Below are 26,140 nucleotides of genomic sequence, written 5' to 3' on the forward strand. Positions count from 1 at the left end.
CCTATCCGTCCATCCCAACCGCCACGATCCGCCTATGCGGAGCGGGCGCGTTGCCGATCATCTCACTGACCCCGACAACCGTCGCGGCCGTCCCTCGCAACCCATCACCCGACGTGGTGAGCACGTGACTCACCTCGTCCTCCTCGTCGCTGCCCGCGCTCAACACCAGCGCGGCACCGACAATTCCAGCTGAAACTATCTCCGCAACCGCGATGAGTGAATCTGGCTGCGCGACAACGCGAGTCCGCGATTCATAGGTGAGTCCAACGCGTTCCGCGACGGCGGCGAGCTGGTCGTAGGTGAGCACGTAGTCGGTGCCCAGGTAGGCGATGTCGTCGCCGCGTAGTGCGCGCGTGCGGTGCGCGTAGGCGATCGGACGCGGCGACTCGGCAGCGACTTCGGCGACGAGCGCAGGGTCGGCGAGGTCGTACCAGTCGAGCCCGTCCGGCACGTCGACAACGTGGTACGCCAGTCCCAAAACCACCTCAAGGATGGCGGGCGGCGGCGCATCGAGGTGACGCAACGGCACGACAGCCGCGCCCGCCTTGAGAATCGCCCACGTCGCGACCGCCGACTGCACACCGCGGTCGAGTCGGATCGCGACGCCGGTGCCCGGGCCCGCGCCGCGTGCGATGAGCGAGCGCGCCAGTCGCGACGAACGCGCGTCGTAATCGCCGTATTCGATCGCGGTTTGGCCGAGGTCGAGCGCGGGGGCTTGCGCGTCGTCTTCGACAACGGCGGCAAGCTCTTGCGAGAGGGCGACACCGCTGGTTGACGGCGTGAAACTCACTGCCGGGTCAGCAGATTCGACGTCAGGAAGCGATGGTCGCGCCAGGTTCAGTTCCGCGACAATGGCATTGGGGTCCTCCGCAACGGCGGCCAAGATATCGACGAAGCCACTACCCAAGGTGCGAATGCTCGCCTCATCGAAAAGCGCTGTCGCGTAAGTGAATACCGCGCGCACCGGAGCTGGCTCGCCCATCTCGTCAACCGACGCATCGACACTAACCTGCACATCGAACTTCACCGGCCGCGCGACGAGATCAAACGCGTCGACCGTGAGTCCCCGCAGCTGCACCGTCGGGGTATCGGGTCGGTTGACCTCAAGAAGCACTTGAAGGTTCGCGTCAAAAGGCGTGTCCGCGTTGGCAACTGCGCGCGCACCTACTTCCCGCGCGACCGATACCAGCTCACTGAACCGCGACTCCGGCGCGAGAGTCGTGCGCAATGCGAGCGTGCTGCCGAAACTGCCAATCAGCTCGGCGAGTTCGGGCTCACTACGTCCCGCGAAGGGTGTGCCGACAACGATGTCGGTGTTGCCGGAGCTCCGCGACAGCAGCGCCGCCAACGCCGCATGCACTACCGCGAACAGCGTCGCGTCGTGCTGCTCCGCGACCGCAAGCAACCCAGCGTGCACGTCTGCGGGCAACGTGAAGCTGACCTCGGCGCTGCGCAACGAGGTGCGTTGCGGACGGTCATAGGTCAGGTCAGGCGCGGCACCCCGACCCGCGAGGTTATCCCGCCAGAAGTTCAATTGTGTTGCGGCCAATGAGGTTTCATCGGAAGAGTCGCCAAGAACCGCCCGTTCCCACAGCGCGTAATCGGCGTACTGCACCGGCAGCGGCGGCCAACTCGGCGAGCGACCTTCCACCCGCGCGCGGTAGGCGATCGCAAGATCACGTGAAAGCGGCCCAAGCGACCCAGCATCGGCGACGATCTGATGCACGACGATCGCGAGCACATGGTCTTCTTCGGCGAGCGGGTCGTCGGTCGGCACCGTGTAGAGGCAGGCGCGCAGCGGCACGCGCTCTGCCACGTCGAACCCGCCAGAAAGCAGGTCGTGAATGCGCTCGTGTGGGTCTTCGGTTTCCTCGACCGCGAGGCCGCCCGGCAGCGCGACGCTCACCGGCACGACGTCCTGAAACGGCACGCCGTCGTCGCCAAGGGGGAAGCGCGTGCGCAGCGCCTCGTGCCGTTCGAGCACGTCAGCGACGGCGTAGCGCAGGGCCGACGTGTCGAGTGCGCCGCGCAGGCGAAGCACGAGCGGGACGTTGTCGACGGCACCGTTGCGCGACCAAAGCTGCTGCTGCACAACGGAAAGTGGAACGACGCCGCGCTCGGCAGCGGCAGCCAAGGCCGGGCGCGCGACGATGGGCGCGGGCGCGGCTGGCGCGCCGATTTCCGGAACGTTCGCCACCACGATTTCCGGCGCGGGCAACGCGGAACGGTCGAGCTTGCCGCTTGCCGTCATCGGCAGCGCGTCGAGCACGACGACCGCGTCCGGGACCATGTATCCGATCAGGAATTCAGTCACCCGAGCGCGCACGACCGCCGGGTCAAGCTGGGTTTCGGTATCGGCGGGCACGACATACCCGATCAGCCGGTCGCCCGCGTGTTCATCTACGCGCACAACCGCCGCCGCACGCCCCACCCCGGCCACGCTGAGCAGCGCGGCTTCGATCTCGGCAGGCTCAATGCGATGCCCGCGCAACTGCACCTGCGCGTCGCCGCGACGGCCGTATTCGAGCACCGGCTCGCCACGGAATCCGACCCAGCGGCCGAGGTCGCCCGAGCGGTACCGGCGCGAACCGGGCGCACCGAACGGATCGGCGACGAAGCGCGTCGCGGTGAGGCCGGGCTCACCGAGGTAGCCGCGCGAAAGTTGGTTGCCGCCAAGGTAAAGCTCACCGGCGACGCCGAACGGGACCGGCTGTAGTCGATCGTCGAGCACCGCGACCGAAAGTCCGGGAATCGCGCGACCGATCAGGCTCACTGGCAAGTCGACGGTGCCTGGGTCTAGCTCCAAATGTGTGACGTGTCCGGCGCTTTCGGTCACGCTGAGCATGTTCACCAGCCGTGGCGCCGTCTCTGAGTACCTGCCGTACCAGCCGGTTAGCTTGCGCGGATCGACGGCTTCGCCACCAAAGATCAGGTAGCGCAACGGAAGTGGCGGTTCGCCCGCCACATAGGCGGCGCGGTCAGCCGCATCGAGGCGCTCGAACGCCGTCGGGGTTTGCGTCAGGACCGTAACCTGTTCGCGCGCAAGCAATTCCCGGAACTCGACTGGTGAGCGCGACGTGAGGTGGTCGACAACAACAACCGACGAACCGCCAGCGAGCGCGCACCACAGTTCCCACGCGGCGAAGTCGAAGGAGTGCGACATCGCCCACACGTCGTCCTCGTCAAAGTCGTAGAGCAGTTGCGTATTCGCAAACAGCTCAACGACATTGCGATGACTGGTGCTCACCCCGGTCGGTTTGCCCGCCGGACCGGACAGGTACGTCACGTAGGCGACATGATCGGGGCGAAGCGGCGCGTTGCGTTCGGCCGGGTGCAGCGGGTTGGGCGAGTACGCGAGGTCATCAAGCAGGACGACCGGGACGTCGGACGCTGGGATCAGCGCCAGTTCCGTTGTGGTGGTGAGTAATACCGACGGTCGCGCTTCGTTGAGCAGGTATTCGATGCGCTGCGCTGGGTAGCCCGAGTCGATGGGCAGGTAGCCCGCACCGGAAAGTAACACCGCAAGCAGCGCGACAGGCAGTTCCTCCGTGCGCGGAACACTTACCGCGACAAGCGATTCCGGCCCAACACCCGCATCGATCAGCGCGCGTGCCGCCGCCGATGCCTGACCGAGCAGTTCGGCGAAGGTGAGCGTGGTGTCGCCCGCGCGGATCGCGACCGCATCCGGTCGACGTTGCGCTTGGGTGGCGATGAGGTCGGGCACTGTGACCGGCGGAACGATCGCGCCTGCCGACTTTCCTTCGCGCAGAACGAGATCGCGCTCGCCGGGGGCGAGTACGTCGATGTCGCCGACGGGGATGGTCACGTTGGCGAGCACCGAGGCGAACACGCGGGCCCATCGGTCGGCGATGTCGACGACGGTTGCTCGGTCGAAAAGGTCCGTGGCGTAAGCGAATCCGACGATGATGCCGTCGGGCTGGCCGTCTTCGGTGAAGCGCTCGACGATGCCGACTTCCAGATCGACCTGCGTTTCGACGTTCGCCCGAAGGTCGCGTTCTTGGTCGGGGAAGGTCAGTAGCACCTGGAACAGCGGGTGGCGCGCTGGAGAGGGGGCAGGGCCGACCAGCTCAATCACGCGCTCAAGGGGGACGTCGGCGTTGCTGAACGCAGCGAGGTCGCGGTCGCGGACATCGGCAAGGAGGTCACCGAACGGGCGCGCAGGGTCGACGTGGCTGCGCAACACAACCGTGTTGGCAACCCCGCCCTCGTGGCCGCCGACCGCGATATCGCGACTTCCGGACAGTCGCGCGAGCAGCACAGCGAGCGCGGTATGCACAACGGTGAACAGGGTCGCGTCGGCCGTGCGCGCCAACGTCGCGAGCCCCGAGTGGGTTTCGGGTGGCACTTCGAACGACAGCGTTTCGGCGTCCCCGCTAGCGACAGCTGGACGCGGTCGATCGGTCGGCAGGTCGAGCTGTTCGGGGAGGTCGGCGAGGGTGTCGAGCCAGAACCGCACGCTGTCATCGCTGACCTCGTCGCGCTGCTGCGGAACGGATGCGGTCGCACGTTCGGCGGTGCCCGTAGGTGCCACGACCCCGGCGACGACCAGGCTTGAGTCTCGAACGGAGATGTCCTCGGCGGACGCACCGGCCCAGGCGGCGGCCCGCTCTTCATCTGGGCCACGCACAGCACCGGTGGACGCGACACCTGCGGCGACGCCTAGGCCTTCGCCACGGCCACGTACATCTTCGGCGGGCACGCCTTCCCCAGCAATTGCCGACTCTCGAACGCTCGCCGCCTCAGCGGACGCACCAAAGCTGGCGACAGCACTCTCTTCGCCCGAGACGCGCCCGTCGACGGCGTCCCTACCTCGCGTGCCAGCTTCGACATTCGAAGGGAAGCCACTGGGTGCGGCGAAGACCCCGTCCGCACTGCCATCGCGCGTGCCAGATTCGGCATTCGAAAATGAGCTGCTGGGTGCGACGGCAGCGGCGTCGCCACCTCCCACACCGCCCTGCGCGCTCGACGGCAACGTGCCCCCGGCGAGGTCGGCGACAGCGTCGGAACTGAGTTCGGCGACCTGAGTCCCTCCCCCGACCCGCTCACCACCACCCCGGCGATGCAATACCTGACGTCCCTCACTCGCCCACTCCGCGACGAGTTCGGGGCGCACCTCATCGCCAACAATCAGCACCGCGCGCAAATCGGGCAGCCCAGCCGGGTCTACGGATTCGAGTGCGTCCGGCGTGATCAGCAGGTGCGTGACCGCTTCACGGCGCACCAGGTCGGAAAGTTCGAAACCGCCAGCGATGCGCGGCGGGCAGATCACCAGCAGCGCGCCAGCGCGGAAGGTGAGCAGCAGTTCAAGGACCGCGTTGTCGTGCGCGGGCGAACCGACGTGCAGGACGCGGGATTCGGCGGTGATGTTGAGGTCGGCGCGCTCGGCCTCAACCCGCGCAGCCAAGCCAGCGTGCGGCACAACAACGCCGGTCGAACCCGATGGGTAGATGCGGTAAGCGGGGTCGCGCTCGTCAAGTGGGCGAACACGGTCGGCGTCGTTGACCGGATCGGCGGCGCGCGCGGCGATGCGTTCGGCGACAACCGGGTCGTCGAGTTCGATCCAATAGATCGCCGAGCCAAGCACTTTGCGATGCGCGGCCGTCGTCAGCCCAAAATCAGCGCCAGCATCTTTGGCGATGTGGGCGATGCGGTCGGCGGAATAACTGGGGTCTACCGGAACGAATGCCGCGCCGGACTTAACGACAGCCCAGGTCGCGACAACCGATTCGATCGAGCGGGCGATCGCGATGACGACGACGCTGCCCGGCCCGATCCCTCGATGAATGAGTTCGCGCGCGATCCGCGACGACTGCTGATCGAATTCGGCGTAACTGAGTTCGCGTTGCGCCCCGGGCATGCCGGTTGGGTTGTAGCGAACCGCTACGCCCTGCCCCACCCATGCGCTGACACTTGAGGAAGTTTCCACAGAACAAAGCACCTCTCGCGTCCGGCAGCCAGCCCGGTTCCGACACAGCATAGCCACACGCGAAACACACGCACCGCTTCTTTGCGGGCAATCCTAAACCGCTTGGTCTCGTAGTGCGTGAGTATCGCGTTCTGCAACCCCCGAAAACGCAAGCAGTCAGCGTAGCTCAGTGAGCCGACGGGCCCCACTCCAGCGGAACGCCCTTCGACGCGAGGTACGGCAGCGGGTCGGTCTTCGTGCCGTTCGCGTCCCAAATCTCAAGGTGCAGGTGCGGGCCGGTGGAGTTGCCTCGGTTGCCGACCGTCGCGATTACGTCGCCGGTGTTCACGCGCTGACCGGCGTGCACCAGCATCTCGTTGACGTGGCCGTAAACGCCGATGGTGCCGTCGTCGTGCTTGACGCGCACCCACAAACCGAAGCCCGACGCCGGGCCAGCCTCGATGACGGTGCCGCTGGAAACGCTGCGGATGGGCGCGCCGATCGAGTCGGCGAAGTCGATGCCGTAGTGCATTTCGCCCCAACGCGCGCCGAAGCCCGAACTGATCGGGCCAGCGACCGGACGCGAACCCTGCGAGGGCGCGACCTGATGCTGGATGCCTTGGACGATGTCTTCGACCTGCGACAGCGGAGCCGCGATCTCAGGCGGCAAGTTCTGGAGGCCGAACGGGGCGGCGACCGGCGCGGCGACCGGCGCGGCGACCTGGGTAACCGGCGCGGGCGCTTCGGCCTGCTTGGCGGCGACGAAGCTAGCTTCCGCTTCCTTTACCGACGCGACGGGCGCGACCGAGGGAGCAACCTCGTCGTCGTCATTGTGCGTTGGCAGCAACGGTGCCGCGTAAGCGATGGTCGGCGCGACCTGCGCGGCGACGCCAAGGACAGCGCCAGCGGCGACGGCGGCCGATGCGGCGGTGCGCACCCGATCCGAACGCGAAGCCGCCGCGCGGTGCTTACGCCGGGAACCACCCGGACCCCTGCCTGGTCCAGCGCAGCTCTCGCCGCCTCCGCTGAGCAACGACTGCACAGAGATGGATTCGGGACCGACACGGTGCTGCGACAAGGGTTCGTCCTAGCGTCCGACAACAGGGGAACGAAAGCGCCGAAAGTGGCGCTCCAACGGCCATTTCGGGCCGCTGGACCGAACCTAAACGTTACGGTTCGGCATCGTTGTGACGGGAACTCTACGCCGTCGTGACCATTTCGCAACCTTTTGTCCGACTTGATTTGAAAAGTCCCAGCTCGCGTCGCGCGTCACCCGCGACACGTTCGGGTCAAGATGCGGTATCGGTCCGGCGTGCGATCCAGACTGTAAGACATGGTTCTAGAGAAGTTGCGCATTCCGATCGTGGCCGCACCGATGGCCGGTGGTCCGTCTAGCCCAGAACTTGTGAGCGCGGTCGCCAACGCGGGCGGGTTTGGCCAGCTAGCGGCCGGTTACCTCACAGTTGAGACCCTGGTTGAGCAGATCGCGACTACCCGCCTTAACACCGGCGCGCCGTTCGGCGTGAATCTCTTCGCACCGGGCGCGTCGGCCGACCCGGCGACTTACGCCGATTACCTCGCCGAACTCGGCGCGCGGTTCCCGCTTGGCAAACCCGTGCACGACACCGATCACTGGGCCGAGAAGATCGAAGTGCTTGTCGCCGAACCGGTCGCGGTGGTTTCGACGACGTTTGGCTGCCCGACAGCCGTCGAGGTTGATCGACTGCACGCGGTTGGTTCGGAAGTGTGGGTCACCGTCACCTCGCCCGCTGAGGCGGCGATCGCCATCGACGCAGGTGCCGACGTGCTCATCGCCCAGGGTGTCGAAGCGGGCGGTCATCGCGCGAGTTTCATCGACGATCCGGCCGACGATCCCGTCGACGGACTCGGCCTGCTTTCGTTGCTGCAATTGCTCACCGCGAGTACCGACCTGCTGTTGGTCGCCGCGGGCGGCATCGCGACGGGCGCGGGCTTGGCCGCCGTGCTCGCGGCGGGCGCTTCGGCTGGACAGATCGGCACCGCCCTCCTGCGCTGCACCGAAGCGGGCACCAACCCTGTGCATCGCGGCGAGGTCGGCTCGGCTGAGCCGACGATGCTCACGCGCGCGTTCACGGGAAAGCGTGCGCGCGGAATTCGCAACACCTTTCTTCGCGACTACACCGCCGACGCGCCAGCCGCCTACCCCGAAATTCACTATGCGACAGCCCCGTTGCGCGCGGCGGCACGGGGCACCGGCAACCCCGACGAAGTGAATCTGTGGGCGGGCCAAGCACATTCTCTCAGCAGGGAGTTACCAGTAGGCGAACTGCTCGAAGAGCTAGCGGAAGGCGCGAAAGCCGCTCTCCGCAAAGCACTTTCAGAATGAATCCAGGGTTATTGACAACGGATTTCGTTTAGACTTGCAGAGCCGTTAATGAGGCATCGCATCCGCCGACCACCCCCTATTGGAGGAGAGCGCAATGTCCCTCGATGTATCCCCCACCCTGCTTGAGCGCGCCGAATCTGGCGATATCACCGACGCCGAATTCGTCGAATGTGTGCGTACGTCACTGCCTTACGCGTGGGAGGTGGTGAGTCGCGTCGCGGGCGAACTCCAAAGTTCGGATGCCTCAGTCGAATTCACCGACAACGTGGTTCCGCCGCCGGACGAGATCTCGCGCGGCCAGTTGCTTCGCGCCCTTGCCTCCGATGCCATTCGCGGTGGGCTGGAACGGCATTTCGGTGTGAAGCTGGCGTTCCAGAACTGCCATCGCGTCGCGGCGTTCCCGCTGTCTGCGGTGGGCGGGGACACCTACACCCGCTACATCAGCCCGCGCGCGCAGTTGCTCAACCAGAGTCCTGAACTGCGCAACTGCTAGACACACGAAAAAGGGCGGCACCAGAAGTTGTTCCGGTGCCGCCCTTTTCGACTATCCGAGGGTGGTTACGTCCAACTCGCCTTCGGCGTACTGCGCGCGCAGGCGCTTCTTGTCGAACTTGCCAACGCTGGTCTTGGGGACCTCAGCGATGAAGGTCCAGCGCTCGGGCAGCTGCCACTTCGCGAACTTGTCGGCGAGGAAGTCGCGCAACTCGGCGGCTTCGGCGGCGGCACCTTCGGCGAGCACGATCGCGACAAGCGGACGCTCGTCCCACTTCTCGTCCGGCACACCGATCACGGCGGCTTCGGCGACGGCCGGGTGGCCCATCACCGCGTTCTCCAGGTCGACCGACGAGATCCACTCGCCACCGGACTTGATGACGTCCTTCGACCGGTCAACCAGGGTGAGGTAGCCGTTCGGGCTGATCTTGCCGACGTCGCCGGTGCGCAACCAGCCGTCGTCGAACTTGTCCGGGTCGATTTCCGCGCCGGAAGGCGAGTAGTACGAACCGGTGATCCAGCCGCCACGAACCTGCAACTCGCCGAGCGACTCGCCGTCATTCGGGACGACCTTGCCCTCATCGTCGACCAGACGCGCTTCGACGTTGGCCGGGAAGCGACCCTGGGTGTAGCGGTAGGCCCACGCCTCTTCGCCTTCCACCCCAGCGGGCGCGTGCGCGACGCTGCCGAGCGGCGACGTCTCAGTCATGCCCCACGCGTGCAGGATGCGCACGCCATGCTTTTCCTCGAACGCGCGCATCATCGACGGCGGCACCGCGGCACCACCAACAACAGCGGTCTTGAGGTGCGAAATGTCTTGCGGCGCAGCGGCAAGCGCGGCGAGCACGCCACCCCAAATGGTAGGCACGGCCGCGGCGAAGGTGGGCTTCTCCGACGCCATCAGCTCAAGCAGCGGCTGCGGCTGCAGGAACCGGTCGGGCATGATCACGTTCGCGCCCGACATCAGCGCCGCGTACGGCAGGCCCCACGCGTTGGCGTGGAAGAGCGGAACGATCGCGAGCACCGAGTCCGAACCGTCGAAACCCATGCCGTTCGGCGAGTTGACCTGCATCGCGTGCAGCCAGTTCGAGCGGTGCGAGTAAACGACGCCCTTCGGGTCGCCGGTGGTGCCCGAGGTGTAACACATGGCAGCGGCGGACCGCTCGTCGATGACGGGGAAGTCGAAGTCGGGCGACTGGCCGTCGATGAGCGTGCGGTAGTCGTGCACCGTGACACCATCGGGCGCGGTGAGCGCCGACGCGTCGCCGTTGACGACGATCACGTGCTTCACCGTGGTGAGCTTCGGCAGGTACTGCGCAAATAGCGGGACCAGGGTGCCGTCGACCAGCACGACCTTGTCCTCAGCGTGGTTGGCGACGAAAACCAACTGCTCAGGGAACAGGCGAATGTTGAGCGCGTGCAGCACCGAACCCATCGCGGGCACGGCGATGTAGGCGACCATGTGCTCGTTGTTGTTCCACATGAAGGTGCCGACGCGGTCGCCCTCTTCGACGCCGAGGCCGCGCAGCGCGTTGGCCAGCCTGCCTGCTTCGGCACCCAGCTCGCGGTAGGTCATCGTGCGCACGCCATCGCCGGTCCAGGTGGACACGGTCGAATCGCCCTGGAAAGTGGCGGCGTACTTGAGCAGTGTGGCCAGCGAAAGCTGGTCCTGCTGCATGGTGCTCTGCATCGAGGCTCCTTCTAAGTTGGCGCACATGAGCTGCGTCACACGAAATGCTACCGAAATGTCGGGATTTAGCTATTAGTGCCGATCATTTTTTGGTCACCGCACCAAACCGTATGGTGTGGCGCATGGCTGTTGAGCGCATGCTGCCCACCGAAGAGGCACGCGATCTGATCGAATTGACCCGCGACATCGCCGACAAGGTGCTCGAACCTCGGGTCAATGCGAGCGAGAGGACGGGCGTCTTTCCGGATGGCGTTTTTCCCGCGCTAGGTGCTGCTGGCCTGCTCAGCCTGCCCTATCCCGAAGAATTCGGCGGCGGCGGGCAGCCGTACGAGGTTTACCTTCAGGTGCTTGAGGAGCTTGCGAGTCGATGGGCGGCGGTCGCTGTCGCGGTGAGTGTGCACGGGCTTTCATGCCACCCGCTCTTTACCTATGGCAACGATGCGCAGAAGTCGCGATGGCTTGACGGGATGTTGTCGGGGTCGCAGATCGGCGCGTACAGCCTTTCGGAGGCGCACGCGGGGTCCGACGCCGCCGCGTTGAAGTGTCGCGCGACACCGGTAGCCGATGGCTATCGCCTGAACGGGACCAAAGCGTGGATCACCAACGGCGGTCAGGCCGACTTTTACACGCTGTTCGCCCGCACCGGCGAAGGGTCGCGCGGAATCTCCTGCTTCCTTGTCCCCGCTGACACCGACGGGCTGTCCTTCGGCAAGCCCGAGGAGAAGATGGGGCTGCGTGGCGTTCCTACTACTACCGCCGCTTACGACGATGCCTTCCTGCCAGCCGATCGACTGATTGGCGTTGAGGGGCAAGGTCTTTCGATCGCGTTCAGCGCTCTGGATGCTGGCCGTCTCGGAATTGCCGCTGTCGCAACCGGTTTGGCGCAACGCGCGCTTGACGAGGCGGTCGCGTATGCGAAGGAGCGAGAAGCGTTCGGTCGCAAGATCATTGACCATCAGGGGTTGGGCTTCGTGCTCGCCGACATGGCCGCCGCCGTCGACACCGCCCGCGCCACCTACCTCGACGCGGCCCGTCGCCGCGACGCCGGACTGCCGTACTCGCGCCAGGCTTCGGTAGCGAAGCTCGTCGCGACCGACGCGGCGATGAAGGTGACGACCGACGCCGTTCAGGTGTTCGGCGGGTTCGGTTACACGCAGGACTTCCCCGTCGAGCGGTACATGCGCGAGGCGAAGGTGATGCAGATCTTCGAAGGGACGAACCAAATCCAGCGACTCGTGATCGCGCGGCACCTAGCTAACTAATAAGGTACTGACCCAGCGGGTCGCGGCCAGCCGGGCAACCAGTCAGTAAACTTGAGCGTTCCTCCCATGAAGAGAGGTACGCGATGCTGTGGTGGTTGCTGCTTATCCTCGTTGTCTCGGTTGGGTTGCTGCTGTACTTGCGGGCGTCGGCCAACCGGCGCCAAGCCCGCGAACTGGCCGACGCACGCGACGACGCGCGAGTCACGATCGAACGCCTCGGCGGCCAGGTGTACCAACTCTCCCCAACCAACGACGCGTCGCGGCAGGCGTTGGCCGACGCCTCCGAGCGCTACAACGCGGCTGGCGGACAGATCGACCGCGCCGACTCCGTCCACCAGGCGCTGCTGGCGAAACAGACCGCGCTTGAGGGGCTGTATTACATCCGGGCGGCGCGAGTGGCGATGGACATGGACCCTGGTCCCCCGATTCCTTCGCTCGACGGGCAGCGCATCGCTGGTGAGGTTGAGCAACCGCGCGTTGTCGAGCACAACGGTCGCCGGATCGCCGCATCCCCGACGCCGTCGAACTCGACACCGAACTACTTCCCCGGCGGACGCGTCGCGGGTCGACCTGTCCCCGCGGGTTGGTATTCGGAACCGTGGTGGAAACCGGCCCTGATCGCGGGCGCTTGGGGCGTTGGTTCAGCCTTGCTGTTCTCGACGCTGTTCAACGGGATGCCCGGGGTGCCGTACGACGCGCAAGCGTTTGAAGATGGGAGCGGGGAGGCGAGCTTGGACACCGGCGGCGACACGGCATGGGGCGACCCGGGCTATGACGGAGGCTACGACGCGGGCGCTGGCGGGTTCGACGGAGGTGGCGGCGACTTCGGCTCGTTTTAACGCTTCCCCGCCACAGCTGGTCGCACGCTATACTCGGTCCGGCCGTTTGGCCCCCCGCCTTCGTAGCTCAGGGGATAGAGCAACCCTCTCCTAAAGGGTAGGTCGCAGGTTCGAATCCTGCCGAGGGCACACTTTCGCCGAGGACCGAGGCTCGACCCCGATTACCTAAAGGGCAGGCCTCAGGTTCGAATCCTGCCGAGGGCACACTTTCTTCCGCACCAGCGCTGGGCGCCGAGGACCGAGGCTGACCCTGATTGCCTAAAGGGTAGGCCGCCAAGAACAGGACCTGGAGTGCGGCCCTCGCGGGGAGCGGCATTGTCTTGATCCCTGAATCAGACTGTGCCACATGGACATTCGCCGGGGAAAGGGCAAGCAGGAGGACGAACAAGCCTGCTGCTGACCGATCCTGAGGAGTTAGCGCACAAGATGATCGCGACGATTCGCTTCGATTGACGACCGCGCATCGGCGGTGGGCCTTCGCAACCACCTGGTTGCGGCAAACATGGCATAAACGTGCACGTTCGCGCTCGGATGCTCCAATTTGTGGCTTCCGGCCCTGAACTTGCACGAAAATGCCATCACTGACGCAACCGTGCAGTTGCAACGGCAGTCGGCCGAACGCTTAATTCCCGACCCGGCCGGGGCCAGCGAGCAAAACCGCCGCGCGCGCTCGAATCAAGCGCCGTACCTCCGGCACAACGCTGCCGCACTGTCGTCGATCGCGCTGATGCGCGAAACGCTCACTGGCCGGTTACCCAACAGGCCCACATCGGCGGACCGCGCAAAGCCCCGGCCGGTTAGCGCGATGTAGTGCTGGCCGAGTCCGGCGGCCGCGAGGCGGTGGAGTCTGCGGGCCGCCTGGCGTTCGGGAACCGGCCACTGCTTCGTCGTCATCGTCGACGGACGGGTGGCCTCTCGAAGAAAGCGCGCTGCCTCCTGCCAAGAACCGAGGCCGACCCCGATCGCCTCAAAAGAGTAGGTCGCGGGTTCGAATCCTGCTGACTCCGCAGGTGCGCGGAACGCGATGTCGTATTGCCGCCAGCGACTTTCGCTCACCTCCACGACAGTTGGGAACAACTCGCGCACCGCATGGCGAGTCCCTAATCTCATCCTGCGAAAGGCGAACGGATGCACGTGGTTCCCGGTCTTGAGGTGCTGTATTTCGGGACGCCAGTGGTGCTGATCAGCACACGCAACGAGGACGGAACCGCGAACCTCGCGCCGATGTCATCGGCCTGGTGGTTGGGCCAATCCTGCATGCTCGGGCTCGGCAACAGCGCCCAGACCACGGCGAACCTGCTGCGCGAACGGGAATGCGTGCTCAACTTGCCTTCGTCGGCGATGGTCGACGCCGTTGACCGCATCGCACTCACCACCGGAAAAGCGCCCGTGTCGGACCGCAAGCTGAAGCAGGGCTACCGGTACGAGCGGGACAAGTTCTCGGTCGCGCAGCTGTCCGAGCAGGCATCGGAGCTGGTCCGGCCACCGCGGGTCGCGGAATGTCCGATCCAGCTGGAGTGCAAGGTCGTCTCCACGCACCCCTTCGGCAGTCCCACACCTACCGCCACCGCTTTCGAAGTCGAGGTCCTTCGCGCTCACGTCGAGCAGGACCTGGTCATACCGGGGACCCGCCACGTCGCCCCGCTCGGCTGGGACCCGCTCATCATGAAGTTCTGCGAGTTCTTCGGCGGCGGCCACAACATCCATCCGTCGCGACTTGCTGAGGGCTGGAACATGCCGCATGACATCGAGCCGGTGGCCACCTGAGCAATCGGGGAGCAACGGACTTACGGACACCAGCGGGCGATGGCCGCCGCGATCGCAACGCCTTGGTCCTCGGTGGCGTGGTGACCAGCTGGCCCGATGTGCTCGATTGCCAGACCAGCGACGTTGATCTCCGCCCTCGCATCCTCGCCGAGCTGACCACTACGGCGTGGAGCATCGCCGGTCGAGGCTGGGTCGCCGCCGACGCGAACGGTGGGCGCGGCGACCTCATCAACCGCTTGCATCAGGCCTTCGCCGTCATCCCCGACGCGCTCGAACTGTCGGCGTAACCGGCTAGCGACCCTGGTTGATTTGCCACGTGATGGAGTGCGGCGCAAGCGAATTCAGGAATTCGGTTGGGTCGAACGCTTCGGCAGGCGCGAGAGCACCGGGCTTGAGGTCGCCCACCGCAAGGCGGGTGGCAGCCTCCACCGCCATGATCGCGGTGTCGCGGTAGGCGTCCGGTCCACTGAGTGTCGCGCGCACGGCGGTGCCGTCGGTGCCGATGGCATCGAGCACGAAGTCGTATCGCAGGTCACCGCCCGGCTCTGGCAGCGAATCCAGCAGCTCGGGGGTGAAACCCGCCAGCTGGGACAGCATTTCGGCGCCGACAACGCCCGCTACGAACGACACGTCAGTGTGGCGGGGAATGGTGAGAACCGGTGGCTGCTGGAACTTCGCGACCGCGGTCGGCTCCGGATCTTCGGGGAAGGTCATGAACGGATGCCGATCCATCGGGCCCGTGCGCAGGGCACCGCCCTCGTAGTGCCAGCCGCCCGAGCGGAACCAGTCAAGTCCGGCGAGCACGGTTTCCGCGCTGCCGCGCGATCCGCCGCCCTCACCTCGCGCGATCAAGCTCATCACGATCTCGGCGGGCCCAGCCACCTGCCGCGCGGCCAGGTAGCCGAGTAGGTCACCGGGCAGATTGCTGTTGGTCACACCACTCAGAACTGTCACACCTGCGGCTTCGGCGCGCGGGCCGTACTCATCGAAAGCCTTCTTCACGAACAGTTGCTCACCGGCGGTGTCGGTGTAGTGCGCGCCCGCCGCGATGGCGGCCGCCAACACCGGTTCCCCGAACCTGACGTAGGCGGGCAGCGTGCTGATGACCACGTCGACGTCGGCGAACGCGGCGGTCAAGGCCGCCGGGTCGTCCAGGTCCGCGACCCGGATCTCGGCGTCAGCGAGGCCCGCGGCTTCGGCGGCTGCTTGCATACGGATTTCGTTGCGTCCCACCAGAATTGGCGTGATGGCGCGGCGCTGCAGTTCATCTAGGACATAGCTGCCGGTGTGACCGGTGGACCCGTACACGGCGACAGTGGGCTGCGAGTTCTTCACGGTGTTCGTCATGACTACGAAGTTATGAGGAATTGCGCGGCGTTTGAATGGCTCACTGACTCAACTCGATGCCCGAAACGCTCACCGGGACCGACCCGGCCCGCATCGGCGGACCCCGCGAAGACCCGACACTGCCGGAAACGCTCCTGTTCGCGGCGTATCCGCCAGAGGTCGGGCAACCGTCGCCTTCCGCAGTATGCAAATAGTTGGCTCCTACCCAACTATGTGCCTACTCGCCTCGACATCTACAGGGCGTAGTCGGCAGATTGACGCCGCGATCTTCGGCAGATCCACGGAACCTCCGGCAGATTGACAACTTGGAGCGGGATCATGACACGCAGCAAGCCTCCGATCTCTTGCCCCAAAAGGACGCTGACCTGGGAAAGAGGGCGCGAAGACCTCCGGCTGGGCCATCAACGCGCTCGGCTTCCGCACCCTTCTGCGACGACCAACAACTCCTTTTCGGAGACGACATGTCCGGCATCCCGATCAGCGCCTTGTGGACTACCCGGCACCCATCGGAGCGCCCTCAGCCGTTTAGGCTTGTGGCGATTCCAGAGGGGGCAAACACCACATGACGACCGAACTCGAACGAACCGCAGAGTTGCCGCGCTTTCAAGCACTTCACGATCCGCGCCCACACGACAACGCATGGCCGGCCATGACCTGGCCGGTGCCGAAGCACGCGGTACTCACCGGCCAACATGTGCGGTTGACGCCTGCTGATCCAGCCGCGGATGCATCGGAATTGTTCGACGCGCTCGATCACGACAGTGTGTGGGCTCACGTTCCCGGACGCCCAAATAATGCGCACGGACTGGAAGATGTTCTTCGCCAACGGGATTCGCTCGCCGATTGGCAGGTTTGGGTCGTGCGAACGACAAAGGCGATCGGTGATCTTCCCGCTGGGGCGATCGTGGGCGTCACGTCCTACCTCGACGCCCGACCACACGATGCGGCTTTGGAAATCGGGTTCACGCTCTACACACCAGCGGTCTGGGCGACAGCCGTCAACCCCGAAACCAAGCTGCTGCTGCTTGAGCACGCGTTCGACACGCTTCACGTGGGGCGAGTGCAGCTCAAGACCGATGTCCGCAACCAACGTTCCCAACAGGCGATTGCCCGTCTAGGTGCGACTTACGAGGGAACTTTGCGGCGACACTTCCGGCGCAGCGACGGGACAGTCCGCGACAGCGTCATGTTCTCGATCATCGCCGAGGATTGGCCGGACGTTCGACAGCGGCTCATTAGCCGAATCGACCGCTAGCGACGCGCACCGTCACCCGACGAAGACACGCCCGGATGCGCGCGACACGAAAGCGCCGGTGGCATTTTCGTGCACATACCTCGCCTCAACCCCGCCTTTCGCGGCTCTGCGCGCGAAAGTGCACGAAAATGCCAATGGCTAGGGCCGTTGCGCACGTCATACCGGTCGCGCCGAGATCGACACGCCCATGAGCGCCGTCCACCATCGCCGCAGTGATCGCCACACCGAGTACCCCGCCCAGTTGGCGCAGGGCGGTGAACGCGCCGCTGGTGAGACCGACGACGGCACCGTCCGCTGCGCTCAATAAATTCGCGGTGATAGTCGGAATCGCAAGTCCCACACCGAAACCCAGCAACACGGCGCTCGCTGACACTGCCCCATCGCTGCGCCAACTTATCGCGATCAAAACGGAGCCCAGCAGTTGCGCGGCGAGGCCCAGGGTTACGACGGCGCTGTCGGCGATCCGGGCTCGAATTCGTCCGACAAGCATTGTCGAAACGCCGCACGAGATCATCATCGGAAGAAATAGCGCGCCCACAACCACTGCCGAGTTTTCGCGCCCGTAGTAAATCCCCAGCGCGTAAAGCATGCCAAAATTCACCGCACTGATGATTCCGCCGATCGCGGCGGAATAGCGGAAGACTGACCACATCGCGAGCGCGCGAATTGGCGAAACTCCAGCGAGCTGATGATCTAGAGACTTAATCCGGGAATATGGTCGAAGCAGCACCAGCGCCCCAATAACCAGCGGGACATTAATTACGAAAATTCCTCGCCACGATACGAATTCAACGAGCAGTCCGCCAAGAAGCGGTCCCAGCGAGATCGCGATCGAAGCGGAAAACACCCACATCGCAATAGCGCGTGCGAGCTGCTCCGACGGCATTCGCTCACGCAAGACCGCGAGAGCCGACGGTACACAGATCGCAGCTCCAACACCCTGCACCAGGCGAGATAGCAGCAACAGCGCGAGACTTGGTGCCGTCGCACCCATCACCGATCCCACTCCGAACACCACACTGCCAACCAGAAACGCAGGCGCGGACCCCAGCCGATCCGAGACCGCGCCGCCTGCCAATAGCAGCACCGCGAACGCGATCGAGTACACCTGAACAACCCAACTCAACTGTCCGACGGGCACGCGCAGTTCGCGCTGAATTGAGGTGAGTGCAACGTTCACCATTGTCACATCAAGTGAAATCAACAGATTGACGGTGCAGGTCGCAATAATCGTTCCAACTAATTTCAACGAAACATTCCCTATCACGTGGCGGAATAGCGTGAGATCGCGCTTTTAGGGGGAATGTGCCGAAGAAAGAACTTGCGGCTGACACCGCTTGGCGGCGTGAAGGAAGAAATCGGCAGATGGCTTGACGTGTTCGGTCCCGGTAAGGACACACGAGCCGCACCCTGCAATGGTGACCACTGACGTAGCCCGCAGCTTAGCCGCGTTCGTGTAACTACGCGAGAGTTCGCAGACAGTCAGGCTCTGACCTCGAGCCGCTGTACCGCAACTACGGCTGTTACTAGACCGCACCCAGGTCGATAACGACGTCGAACGGGGCGACTGCGCTCACCGTCCGGGTAAAGACCTCGTCCACGCGATAGCTTCCCGTCGCGGAGTCGAGGATGTAGGTGTAGACCAACGGAACACCAGTCGCGGACTGCTCGACGCGCCAATAGAACGCGATCCCAGCCTTCGCATACTGCTCGGTCTTCACGATGCGGTCGGTAGTTTCCGAACCCGGCGACACCACCTCGACAACGAGCAGCACGTGCTCGGGGCGCGTAGGGCTGATGTCGATCGTGTCAGCGCGGTAGACAACCACATCCGGGCGACGGTTGGTGAATGGCACGTCTTGCAGACGTACGTCGAAGTCAGTGTCGGCGTTCCACTCGGACCCAGCGGCAGCGTCGAGCGCGTTCGCGATGATTCTCGCGAGGCGGTTGTGCCGCTTAGACGCGCTGGGGCTCACGACGACCATCCCGTCCACGATCTCGATACCTTCGCACTGCTCGGCAGACCACGAGTCGTATTCGGCAGGCGTGACCTGCTGATGCATCCAGGCAGGTGCCACCGGCTCAGCGCCCACGTTGGCCTCCTACTGGGTGTCGGACGGGACTCGTTGCGAATTCTATCCAAGACCTGCGGGTAGTGGACCAAAGCCGTAACCCACTCCGTTAACTTCGGCTCAAAATCCCACTAATCTTCCCGATTACCCCCGTCGTCGCGTACGCGACGGTGTTGTCGGGGTTCAACGAGATCGTCGAAACCGCGCCGTTGTCCAAGCAACCGCTTACCCCACCGGAAAGCCTTGCGGTGAGGGTGATTTCGGTGTCACGCACTGCGGTTAACCGCTCGGTCCGCTCGCACCGAGCCGCGCTGAGTTGGCCGGTGTTGACTGCGGTCGCGACATCGTCGCCCACTGCGCCCGCTCGGATGATGACCTCGATGTCAAAGGTGACAAGGGCGTCGCGTGCGGTGCCGGTCCATTTTCCTACTAAGCCCTGCGGGACCGCCGACGTCGGCGGTTTGGCGCCGGGAGAATCGCCGTCGACCAGCGTGGCCGTCACCCACGCGACCAGCACGGTCAGCGCAACGGACAACACGCCAAGAGCCCAGGCGATCCGACGCCGCGAAGGCGCCTTACTCGGGTGCGTCGAAGGCCAATGCGGGACCGACGCTGGCTGGTCAAGTCGCGCGAAAGTCTGTGCCGTGCGCCGGAAATCGTTGTGCGGCACCTCGACCACATCGGGGTCCAGATCAAGCAACGCACTCGCTCGGCGATTGATCTCCTCAAGCATCACCGTCGGCAACCCGCTGCCCAGCGTTGGCTCAGTTCGCAACTCCCGCAACACATCCTGTGGTCCAGGCCGCGCACCGGGATCCTTCGATAGGCAAGCAAGCAGCAGCGGTCGAAGTCGCTGCGGCACCCCGTCCAGATTAGGCTCGCCGTGCACGACCGCGTACAGGACGCGTGTGAGGTCCCCGCCGCCGAATGGCGCGCGACCGGTCACCGCGAAAACCAGCAGACCAGCAAGCGCGAAAACGTCGGCGGCGGGCCCGATCGACGTCGAGGTCACCTGTTCCGGCGCCATGAAAGCCGGTGTGCCAAGCACACTTCCGGTCCTGGTGAGGGCGGTGTCGTCCAGCGTGCGGGCGATGCCGAAGTCGATTACCCGAGGACCGTCAACGCCGAGAATCACGTTGGCGGGCTTCATATCTCGATGCACGATCCCGGCGCCATGTATTGCCATCAGCGCTTCGGCCAAGCCACAACCAAGCGCCAGCACGGCGTGCTCACTGAGCGTGCCGAACCGGTCGACCGCCTCGTTCAACGGCACCCCGGCGACGAATCCGGTTGCGAGCCAAGGCGGATTGCCGTCGGGGTCGGCCGCGAGCACCGGCGCGGTGAACGGGCTGCGCACCCGCCTCGCTGCGTCGACTTCGCGTCGAAAACGCCTGCCGAACTCGTCGTCGGTGCTGAGGTCGGGCCGAATCACCTTGACCGCAACCGCGCGCCCACCGGATGTCCGCCCGAGATAGACCTTCCCCATCCCGCCGGACCCGAGCACGCGCAGCAAGCGATAATCGCCGATGCGGGCGGGGTCGGCAGGACCGAGCAACAGCATGGCGAAACCCGTCCCTCTCCCCGGCTCCGAACCGGTGCGATCAGCTACATGATGCACGAAGAGGGCATTTCACAAAAGCGCGTGGGCGGCAGCCTGTTTCGATCACCGGGCCCTAGCAGAGCGCACCGGAACGCGACGCCAACCTAGCTATTCCGATTTGCCGCGCAGCCGATCACGCTCCGCGCGCAGCCGCGCAACGGTGTCCTCAAGTTCGAGAATGCGCGCGACCGCGTTTAGGTTGACGCCTTCGCCAGTCAGAGCCGTGATGCGGTGCAGGCGAGTGAGGTCGTCGCCGCTGTATCGACGAGTGCCGCCCGCGCTGCGTTCGGGAGTGAGCAGCCCATGCTGCTCGTACAGGCGCAGGGTCTGGACCCCGATGCCTGCCAGTTCGGCGGCCACCGAGATCGCATAGACCGCCCGCGCGGGTGACGGCATGCCGTCGTTCGGGGACACCATCCGTGCTTTCTCCTTTGACTCGCAACCAGATTACTTGGTGTTGGGTCTTGCACTCACCTAAGTCGAGTGCTAAATAATATCTATGTCAGATGGCATAGGTTATCTGACAACGAAACTACCGAGAAATGGAGTGAGTTGGAGGTGGCGACCATGTTGATGCGCACCGATCCGTTCCGTGATCTGGACCGGTGGACCCAGCAGGCGTTCGGCACAGCGGCACAACCAGCGGCAATGCCGATGGACGCTTGGCGCGATGGCGACGAGTTCGTCGTGGAATTCGACCTTCCGGGCATCGACCCGGACTCCCTAGACCTTGACGTCGAACGCAATGTGGTGACCGTGCGCGCCTCCCGGCCCAGCCTCGACGCGAACCGCTCGATGATCGCCGCGGAACGTCCGCGCGGCGTCTTCAGTCGGCAGCTTTTCCTCGGCGAGAGCCTCGACACCGACCAAATCCGCGCCGACTACCGCAATGGCGTACTGCGCCTTTCGATCCCGGTCGCTGAGAAGGCCAAACCGCGCAAGATCGAGATCATTCGCGAAAGCGACCGCGAACCGGCAGTGATCAACGCCTGAGCCCGCCTTTGAGCGGCGGGCGATAACCAGCTTCGACCGATCAGTATCGAGAGCGAGGTGATGGTATCGACCGATCCATGACGAACTCTTCCAGTGAGCTCGATCCGATTCCCTTCGGTCCGGTGGCCGTGGTCCCCCGTGGACCCGGCCACCCCTACCCCTCGGCCCGTGGGCTGTTACCCCTGACGCCAGCTGAACGGGCCAGGCAGGTCGACCGCGTTCTTGCGCGTGCGCGAATTCCACGACCACGGGCCGATTTTCACACCCCACGACGTGAGCCCCGCCTGGGTGAAGTTCAGCTTGATCGGGCCGATCGACTTGCGCTGACGGAATTTGATTGGCATCGTGCCTCCCCTTGTCGTCGCCAAGCATAGCGGCGAATCATGCTGTGCGCGAGGCGGAAATCGAGTCCTGACCTGCGCGTGAGCAAACTTGTCGGTGGGTGCCGATACAGTCTGGCTCGCAAGCAAATCGTGCTACAAGGTTGGGGGCCTTGATGCTCCCAGAGGGGTAGGGGGATTCGATATGCGTACTGACACAACCACTCTCGATGTGCCGACCTGGCTCATTCAGGATGCCGAGCGGCTCGAAGAGATTTCCACGCCGTTGCGCGTCGCGGTCTCGTGGTGGAAGCAACGGCTCGCCAACGCTGGGCTTGAAGACGAAATGTTCGACGCCAGCGGCACTTTGGACCGTGAGGCTATCTTCGCCATCGCGGCCGACGGAATCGACGACGGCCCGAGTGCCCGTAAAGTCCTTTGGGCGGCGCTCGCGTGGGGCGAGGGCAACCGCGTTTTCCGCAATCCGCGCCGGGTTGCCGCAGTACTCGACGATCTCGAAGTGAACGGCAAACTGCTGGTCGAAGCGGCCAATGCCGCAGATCCCGAAACGGGCTACCGCACCCTATTCGGCGCGATCAAGGGGCTGGGGCCAGCATTCTTCACGAAGTACCTGTACTTCGCCAACCCCGACCGCTTCTTGATCCTCGACCAACGGGTGGCGACAGCGCTGCACAACGAGTGCGGCTGGACCTCGCTGTCGCCAACAACCAGCTGGCCACCCGACACCTACGCGCGCTACTGCGAACTGCTCACCCGTTGGGCCGCCGAACTGTCGGAAGCGGGCTTCAAAACCAGCCCCGACCAGCTGGAATACCGCCTGTTCGAGCGCACGTTCGACGACAGCTAGCCCAGGCTGATTCGAGGGAGGAACGCACCGGCGGTCGCACCGACGACCGCCGGTCCGACAACCGTGCCCACCCAGAGCCACCACGTCGGCTGCATTTTGGCCAGCAGTTCTGAGACGTAGTCGTCGTCAACGAGCGGCTCGTAGCTGCCGTAGTAACAACTGGTGGTGTCCGGCCCGACAAACCACCATGCGGCGAGCACGGCGGTAGCCGCGAGCCCGCACGCCAACCCAAACACCATGCCCGCGAACACCTTTGCTCGAAACGAAAGCTGTCGACTCATCGCCGGAGTACATCACGCCGACTCCGCCCGAACGGCTTGACACGACTAGGCAACCTTGGTCGCTTTACCGCAAACTCATCTCAAGGGGGAATTATGTTGCGCCGCTTCATAACTGCGATCGTTGGTGTCGTTGCCGCGCTCACGATGAGCGTCGCGCCCGCGCTGGCTGACACCGGCTCCGCAGCGACCGTGCCGCCCGGTGCTCCGGTAGCGGAACCGATCAACTGCCGACCCGATGCCAGTCACCCAAATCCGGTGATCGTGCTGCCCGGTGGCGACGGACTCGTCGCTGACACCGAGTCGCAGTGGGACACAATGCTTTCCACGCTGCGAGGCGCGGGCTTTTGCGCGGTCACGTTCCAGGGCGGCGTAGTGGATGGTCGAAGGTGGGGCGGCGACATGCCCACCTCAGCGCGACAGCTAGGCGATTACGTCGCAGAGGTGAAAGCGGCAACGGGTGCGGCCAAGGTCGACATCGTCGCGCACTCGGCGGGCGGCTTCGTCACGAACTACTACGCGAAGGTTCTCGGCGGCGGCGCGAACCTGCGCAGCGTTGTGCTGCTCGCGCCGGAAACGCGCGGCGTCGACGGGACGGGCTTCCTCGAACAGTCTGGCGTCACCGGAATGTCAGTCACGCCGGTCGACCTCCTGCGCCAGGTGCCTGGCCTGCGCGCATCCCTAAGCACGGCGATGCCCAAAATGGCCAGCATGCTGCAGGTCCTTCCGGGCTCACCGGCGTATCACGCGGTAATGGACGGCCCGCTTGCCATCGAAGGCGTCCGCTACGCGGTACTCGCCACCCGCAACGACCGCGTCGCGACCCCAGCGGGAGCGTCGTCCTTCATCCTCGAACCGGGCGTCACAAACGTCTTTTACGAGGACGAATTCCCAGCCGCCGCCCCCGTCGACCACTCAACCTTGCGCTCAAGTCCGCTAACGGCGGCCTGGGTTGTCAGCCAACTCGTGTCCTAATGTCCTAATTCTTAGGACAAAACAGCGCGATGTGTCTCAAGAATTAGGACATCGGGACACCTCATCCGGCGATTCGCCTGCACATTCACCGCAAAATCTGCGGCGAATCGCGCGTAGAATCGCCGCATGGCTGGCATGTATATCTGGGAGCGCCCCGACTGGCCCAACTTCACCTACAACTCCGATGTGATCGCTCAACGGGTCGCTGAGGTCGCGCGTGAGCAAGGCAGGCTTTACGGGCGGCTCAGCAGTTTTGAGCAAGCAACCCAGGACCGCGCGGCCGTAGAAGTGCTCACCGCGGACGTCGTGAAGACCAGCGCTATTGAAGGCGAACTGCTCGATGTCGCGTCCGTGCGTTCCTCGGTGGCGCGCCGACTCGGCGTGGATATCGGTGCGACAGACCCGAGTGATCGGCGCGTTGACGGTGTCGTCGAGATGATCCTTGATGCCACGCGCGACTACGCGTCGCCGCTTACCGCTGAGCGGCTTTTCGGGTGGCATGCCGGACTGTTCCCCACCGGCTATTCCGGTATTTCCCGGATCACAGTCGCTGGGTGGCGCCGCGATGAGACTGGACCGATGGAGGTGGTGTCCGGCGCGTACGGGCACCAAAAGGTGCACTTTCAAGCCCCGCCAGCCGATCGACTTGAGGCGGAGACCGCGGCGTTTCTCGCGTGGCTCGACGCGGACACACCCGAGCCTGGGCTCGTAAAGGCCGGGCTCGCCCACCTTTGGTTCGTGACGCTCCACCCGTTCGACGACGGCAACGGCCGCATCGCGCGGGCCATCGGCGATCTTGCGCTTTCTCGGGCCGAACACACGCATCACCGCTTTTACAGTCTTTCCGCCCAGATTCAACGCGACCCGAAGAACTACTACGCGATCCTCGAACGAACCCAGCGTGGCGGGCTCGACGTCACCGACTGGCTGACATGGTTCCTCGACACCGTGGCTGCCGCGGTTGATACAGCGCACGCCATTGTCGACAAGACAACAGCCAAGGCGGAGTTTTGGCGCACCTGGCGGTCGGTCGCGTTGTCTCCTCGGCAAACGGCGATGATCAACCGACTGCTCGACGGTTTCAACGGCAAGTTGACCACCAAGAAATGGGCGGTTATCACCAAAACATCGCAAGATTCGGCGCTGCGAGACATTAACGAACTGGTCGCGCTCGGCCTGCTTCGCCGCTCGACTGAAGGAGGCCGCAGCACGTCCTACGAGCTCGTCAGCAACGCCAACTCCGCGTCCGAATCCGGTTCAACCGGGTAAACAACGATCAGCTAGTCAGGGTGGCTCGCAACGATCAAATCCCCACTGCTCGAAGATAATTCGCCGATATTCGGGAGGTCGGCGGCGAGCGACAAGGTCGACTACAGGCCGCCGATACCCCGCCCGAAGACCAACGCGCCCATCACCGCGAGCACGATCGCCATCACCAAGTGGTTGTTGACCTGCAACCAGTCACGCAGGCTGTGCAGCGTCGGCTCCAGTTTTTCGGCGGCGACCAGGTAGCCGATCACCACCCCAAGCACGGTGCAGGACGCGATGAGCGTGAAGATGATCAGCGCGACAAAGTCACCGCCCGCGCTCACGCCGCCCGAGCCGATCACGATGCCCGCAGTCACGCACAACAAAAGATTCTTGGGGTTGATGCCCGAAAGCAGAAAGCCGATCGCGGCAGCGCGGCCGGTGGTGAGCTTGTCGATCGTCGCCATCCACTCCGGTTCGGCATCGTCGGCACGCGACCACCACTGCTGCACCGCGAGCACAACCAGCGCGAGCCCGAGGATGATCTTGCACCACGATGCCGCCGTCGACGGTTCCTTGGCAGTCGATGTCCCGAGGATCGTCGACATCCAAATGAAGATCAACGTGATCACCACGATGCCAGCGACCCAGCCGCCAGCGAACCCCTTCGCGGCCGACCGCGCGTTGCTCGACAAGACCATCAAAATGGCCGCGATGATGGGGATCGGCGAGATGGCGACGCCGATACCGAGCGGCAGAAGATCTCCGATGACTGTGCCCACATTGTGAAGCTAACCGCGTGCGCGACCCGGCCACCTCACACGAGACGGATGAACCGCGGTT

Annotated in this window: 23 protein-coding genes and 1 tRNA gene; 12 read left to right on the top strand and 12 right to left on the bottom strand. The window is 64.7% G+C overall.

The genetic code is table 11. The features are described from left to right. Position 1: 1 nt before the first annotated feature. Positions 2 to 5,998, bottom strand: a complete 5,997-nt coding sequence (locus IEX78_RS16450) for an amino acid adenylation domain-containing protein (RefSeq protein ID WP_444543790.1) — start codon at positions 5,996 to 5,998, stop codon at positions 2 to 4. Between the two features lie 115 nt (positions 5,999 to 6,113). Further along, entirely contained in the window at positions 6,114 to 7,004 is an 891-nt protein-coding gene (locus tag IEX78_RS16460; protein WP_188829876.1) for a M23 family metallopeptidase, read from the bottom strand. A gap of 255 nt (positions 7,005 to 7,259) precedes the next feature. Here IEX78_RS16460 and IEX78_RS16465 point away from each other — a divergent pair, with 255 nt between their 5' ends. Both IEX78_RS16465 and IEX78_RS16470 read left to right on the top strand, forming a co-directional pair. Then, complete coding sequence (locus IEX78_RS16465) at positions 7,260 to 8,291, top strand: nitronate monooxygenase (protein ID WP_188829877.1); 1,032 nt, start codon at positions 7,260 to 7,262, stop codon at positions 8,289 to 8,291. 94 nt (positions 8,292 to 8,385) lie between these two features. Continuing rightward, positions 8,386 to 8,784, top strand: a complete 399-nt coding sequence (locus tag IEX78_RS16470; RefSeq protein ID WP_188829878.1) for an SCO5389 family protein — start codon at positions 8,386 to 8,388, stop codon at positions 8,782 to 8,784. A gap of 51 nt (positions 8,785 to 8,835) precedes the next feature. Here the strand turns inward: IEX78_RS16470 and IEX78_RS16475 are convergent, their stop codons facing one another. Next, the gene (locus tag IEX78_RS16475; protein WP_188829879.1) at positions 8,836 to 10,473 is read right to left on the bottom strand and encodes a long-chain fatty acid--CoA ligase; all 1,638 of its coding nucleotides are present in this window, start codon (positions 10,471 to 10,473) and stop codon (positions 8,836 to 8,838) included. A 122-nt stretch (positions 10,474 to 10,595) separates the two neighbouring features. On the opposite strand from IEX78_RS16475, the gene IEX78_RS16480 reads away from it, so the two are divergent. From IEX78_RS16480 to IEX78_RS16490, 3 genes are all read left to right on the top strand, one after another. Then, a complete protein-coding gene (locus IEX78_RS16480) occupies positions 10,596 to 11,735 on the top strand; it encodes an acyl-CoA dehydrogenase family protein (RefSeq protein WP_188829880.1) in 1,140 nt (379 codons plus the stop codon). 83 nt (positions 11,736 to 11,818) lie between these two features. Next, positions 11,819 to 12,574, top strand: a complete 756-nt coding sequence (locus IEX78_RS16485) for a DUF1542 domain-containing protein (protein WP_188829881.1) — start codon at positions 11,819 to 11,821, stop codon at positions 12,572 to 12,574. A 56-nt stretch (positions 12,575 to 12,630) separates the two neighbouring features. After that, positions 12,631 to 12,703: transfer RNA gene (locus tag IEX78_RS16490), tRNA-Arg, on the top strand. Between the two features lie 546 nt (positions 12,704 to 13,249). On the opposite strand, the gene IEX78_RS16495 is transcribed toward IEX78_RS16490, so the two are convergent. Then, complete coding sequence (locus IEX78_RS16495; protein ID WP_188829882.1) at positions 13,250 to 13,630, bottom strand: hypothetical protein; 381 nt, start codon at positions 13,628 to 13,630, stop codon at positions 13,250 to 13,252. Positions 13,631 to 13,702: 72 nt separating this feature from the next. Here IEX78_RS16495 and IEX78_RS16500 point away from each other — a divergent pair, with 72 nt between their 5' ends. Further along, positions 13,703 to 14,341 carry a flavin reductase family protein gene (locus IEX78_RS16500; protein WP_188829883.1) on the top strand — a complete coding sequence of 213 codons (639 nt, stop codon included), beginning with the start codon at positions 13,703 to 13,705 and terminating at the stop codon, positions 14,339 to 14,341. Positions 14,342 to 14,421: 80 nt separating this feature from the next. Continuing rightward, a complete protein-coding gene (locus tag IEX78_RS16505) occupies positions 14,422 to 14,628 on the top strand; it encodes a hypothetical protein (RefSeq protein WP_188829884.1) in 207 nt (68 codons plus the stop codon). A 4-nt stretch (positions 14,629 to 14,632) separates the two neighbouring features. On the opposite strand, the gene IEX78_RS16510 is transcribed toward IEX78_RS16505, so the two are convergent. Further along, positions 14,633 to 15,688 (bottom strand): saccharopine dehydrogenase NADP-binding domain-containing protein, encoded by a 1,056-nt coding sequence (locus IEX78_RS16510; RefSeq protein ID WP_188829885.1) that lies wholly within the window; start codon positions 15,686 to 15,688, stop codon positions 14,633 to 14,635. Between the two features lie 562 nt (positions 15,689 to 16,250). Here IEX78_RS16510 and IEX78_RS16515 point away from each other — a divergent pair. Continuing rightward, positions 16,251 to 16,943, top strand: a complete 693-nt coding sequence (locus tag IEX78_RS16515) for a GNAT family N-acetyltransferase (protein WP_229684048.1) — start codon at positions 16,251 to 16,253, stop codon at positions 16,941 to 16,943. Positions 16,944 to 17,028: 85 nt separating this feature from the next. On the opposite strand, the gene IEX78_RS16520 is transcribed toward IEX78_RS16515, so the two are convergent. From IEX78_RS16520 to IEX78_RS16535, 4 genes are all read right to left on the bottom strand, one after another. Next, positions 17,029 to 18,210 (bottom strand): MFS transporter, encoded by a 1,182-nt coding sequence (locus tag IEX78_RS16520; RefSeq protein WP_268240905.1) that lies wholly within the window; start codon positions 18,208 to 18,210, stop codon positions 17,029 to 17,031. A gap of 259 nt (positions 18,211 to 18,469) precedes the next feature. Further along, positions 18,470 to 19,036: a Uma2 family endonuclease gene (locus tag IEX78_RS16525; RefSeq protein WP_188829887.1), complete on the bottom strand. Its 567-nt coding sequence runs from the start codon at positions 19,034 to 19,036 to the stop codon at positions 18,470 to 18,472. Between the two features lie 88 nt (positions 19,037 to 19,124). Further along, positions 19,125 to 20,576: a serine/threonine-protein kinase gene (locus IEX78_RS16530; RefSeq protein WP_188829888.1), complete on the bottom strand. Its 1,452-nt coding sequence runs from the start codon at positions 20,574 to 20,576 to the stop codon at positions 19,125 to 19,127. 147 nt (positions 20,577 to 20,723) lie between these two features. Then, positions 20,724 to 21,032, bottom strand: coding sequence for a MerR family transcriptional regulator (locus IEX78_RS16535; RefSeq protein WP_188829889.1), 309 nt, complete (start codon positions 21,030 to 21,032; stop codon positions 20,724 to 20,726). A 150-nt stretch (positions 21,033 to 21,182) separates the two neighbouring features. Here IEX78_RS16535 and IEX78_RS16540 point away from each other — a divergent pair, with 150 nt between their 5' ends. Beyond that, positions 21,183 to 21,608, top strand: coding sequence for an Hsp20/alpha crystallin family protein (locus IEX78_RS16540; protein ID WP_188829890.1), 426 nt, complete (start codon positions 21,183 to 21,185; stop codon positions 21,606 to 21,608). 176 nt (positions 21,609 to 21,784) lie between these two features. Here IEX78_RS16540 and IEX78_RS16545 read toward each other — a convergent pair whose 3' ends face one another. Then, complete coding sequence (locus IEX78_RS16545) at positions 21,785 to 21,952, bottom strand: DUF4236 domain-containing protein (RefSeq protein ID WP_188829891.1); 168 nt, start codon at positions 21,950 to 21,952, stop codon at positions 21,785 to 21,787. Positions 21,953 to 22,133: 181 nt separating this feature from the next. On the opposite strand from IEX78_RS16545, the gene IEX78_RS16550 reads away from it, so the two are divergent. After that, positions 22,134 to 22,796 (top strand): 8-oxoguanine DNA glycosylase OGG fold protein, encoded by a 663-nt coding sequence (locus IEX78_RS16550; RefSeq protein WP_188829892.1) that lies wholly within the window; start codon positions 22,134 to 22,136, stop codon positions 22,794 to 22,796. Here IEX78_RS16550 and IEX78_RS16555 read toward each other — a convergent pair. Continuing rightward, positions 22,793 to 23,077, bottom strand: coding sequence for a hypothetical protein (locus IEX78_RS16555; protein WP_188829893.1), 285 nt, complete (start codon positions 23,075 to 23,077; stop codon positions 22,793 to 22,795). The two genes, IEX78_RS16550 and IEX78_RS16555, sit on opposite strands and share 4 nt — an antisense overlap. A gap of 93 nt (positions 23,078 to 23,170) precedes the next feature. Between IEX78_RS16555 and IEX78_RS24660 the strand changes: the two genes are divergently transcribed. Together IEX78_RS24660 and IEX78_RS16565 are read left to right on the top strand one after the other, a co-directional pair. Beyond that, positions 23,171 to 24,049: an esterase/lipase family protein gene (locus IEX78_RS24660; RefSeq protein WP_188829894.1), complete on the top strand. Its 879-nt coding sequence runs from the start codon at positions 23,171 to 23,173 to the stop codon at positions 24,047 to 24,049. Positions 24,050 to 24,175: 126 nt separating this feature from the next. Beyond that, positions 24,176 to 25,318 (top strand): Fic family protein, encoded by a 1,143-nt coding sequence (locus tag IEX78_RS16565; RefSeq protein ID WP_188829895.1) that lies wholly within the window; start codon positions 24,176 to 24,178, stop codon positions 25,316 to 25,318. A gap of 101 nt (positions 25,319 to 25,419) precedes the next feature. Here the strand turns inward: IEX78_RS16565 and IEX78_RS16570 are convergent, their stop codons facing one another. Next, on the bottom strand, positions 25,420 to 26,079 hold the full coding sequence (locus IEX78_RS16570) for a GAP family protein (RefSeq protein WP_188829896.1): 660 nt from the start codon (positions 26,077 to 26,079) through the stop codon (positions 25,420 to 25,422). Between the last annotated feature and the right edge of the window lie 61 nt (positions 26,080 to 26,140).

The organism is Nocardia camponoti, assembly GCF_014646135.1.
Lineage (GTDB): Bacteria > Actinomycetota > Actinomycetes > Mycobacteriales > Mycobacteriaceae > Nocardia > Nocardia camponoti.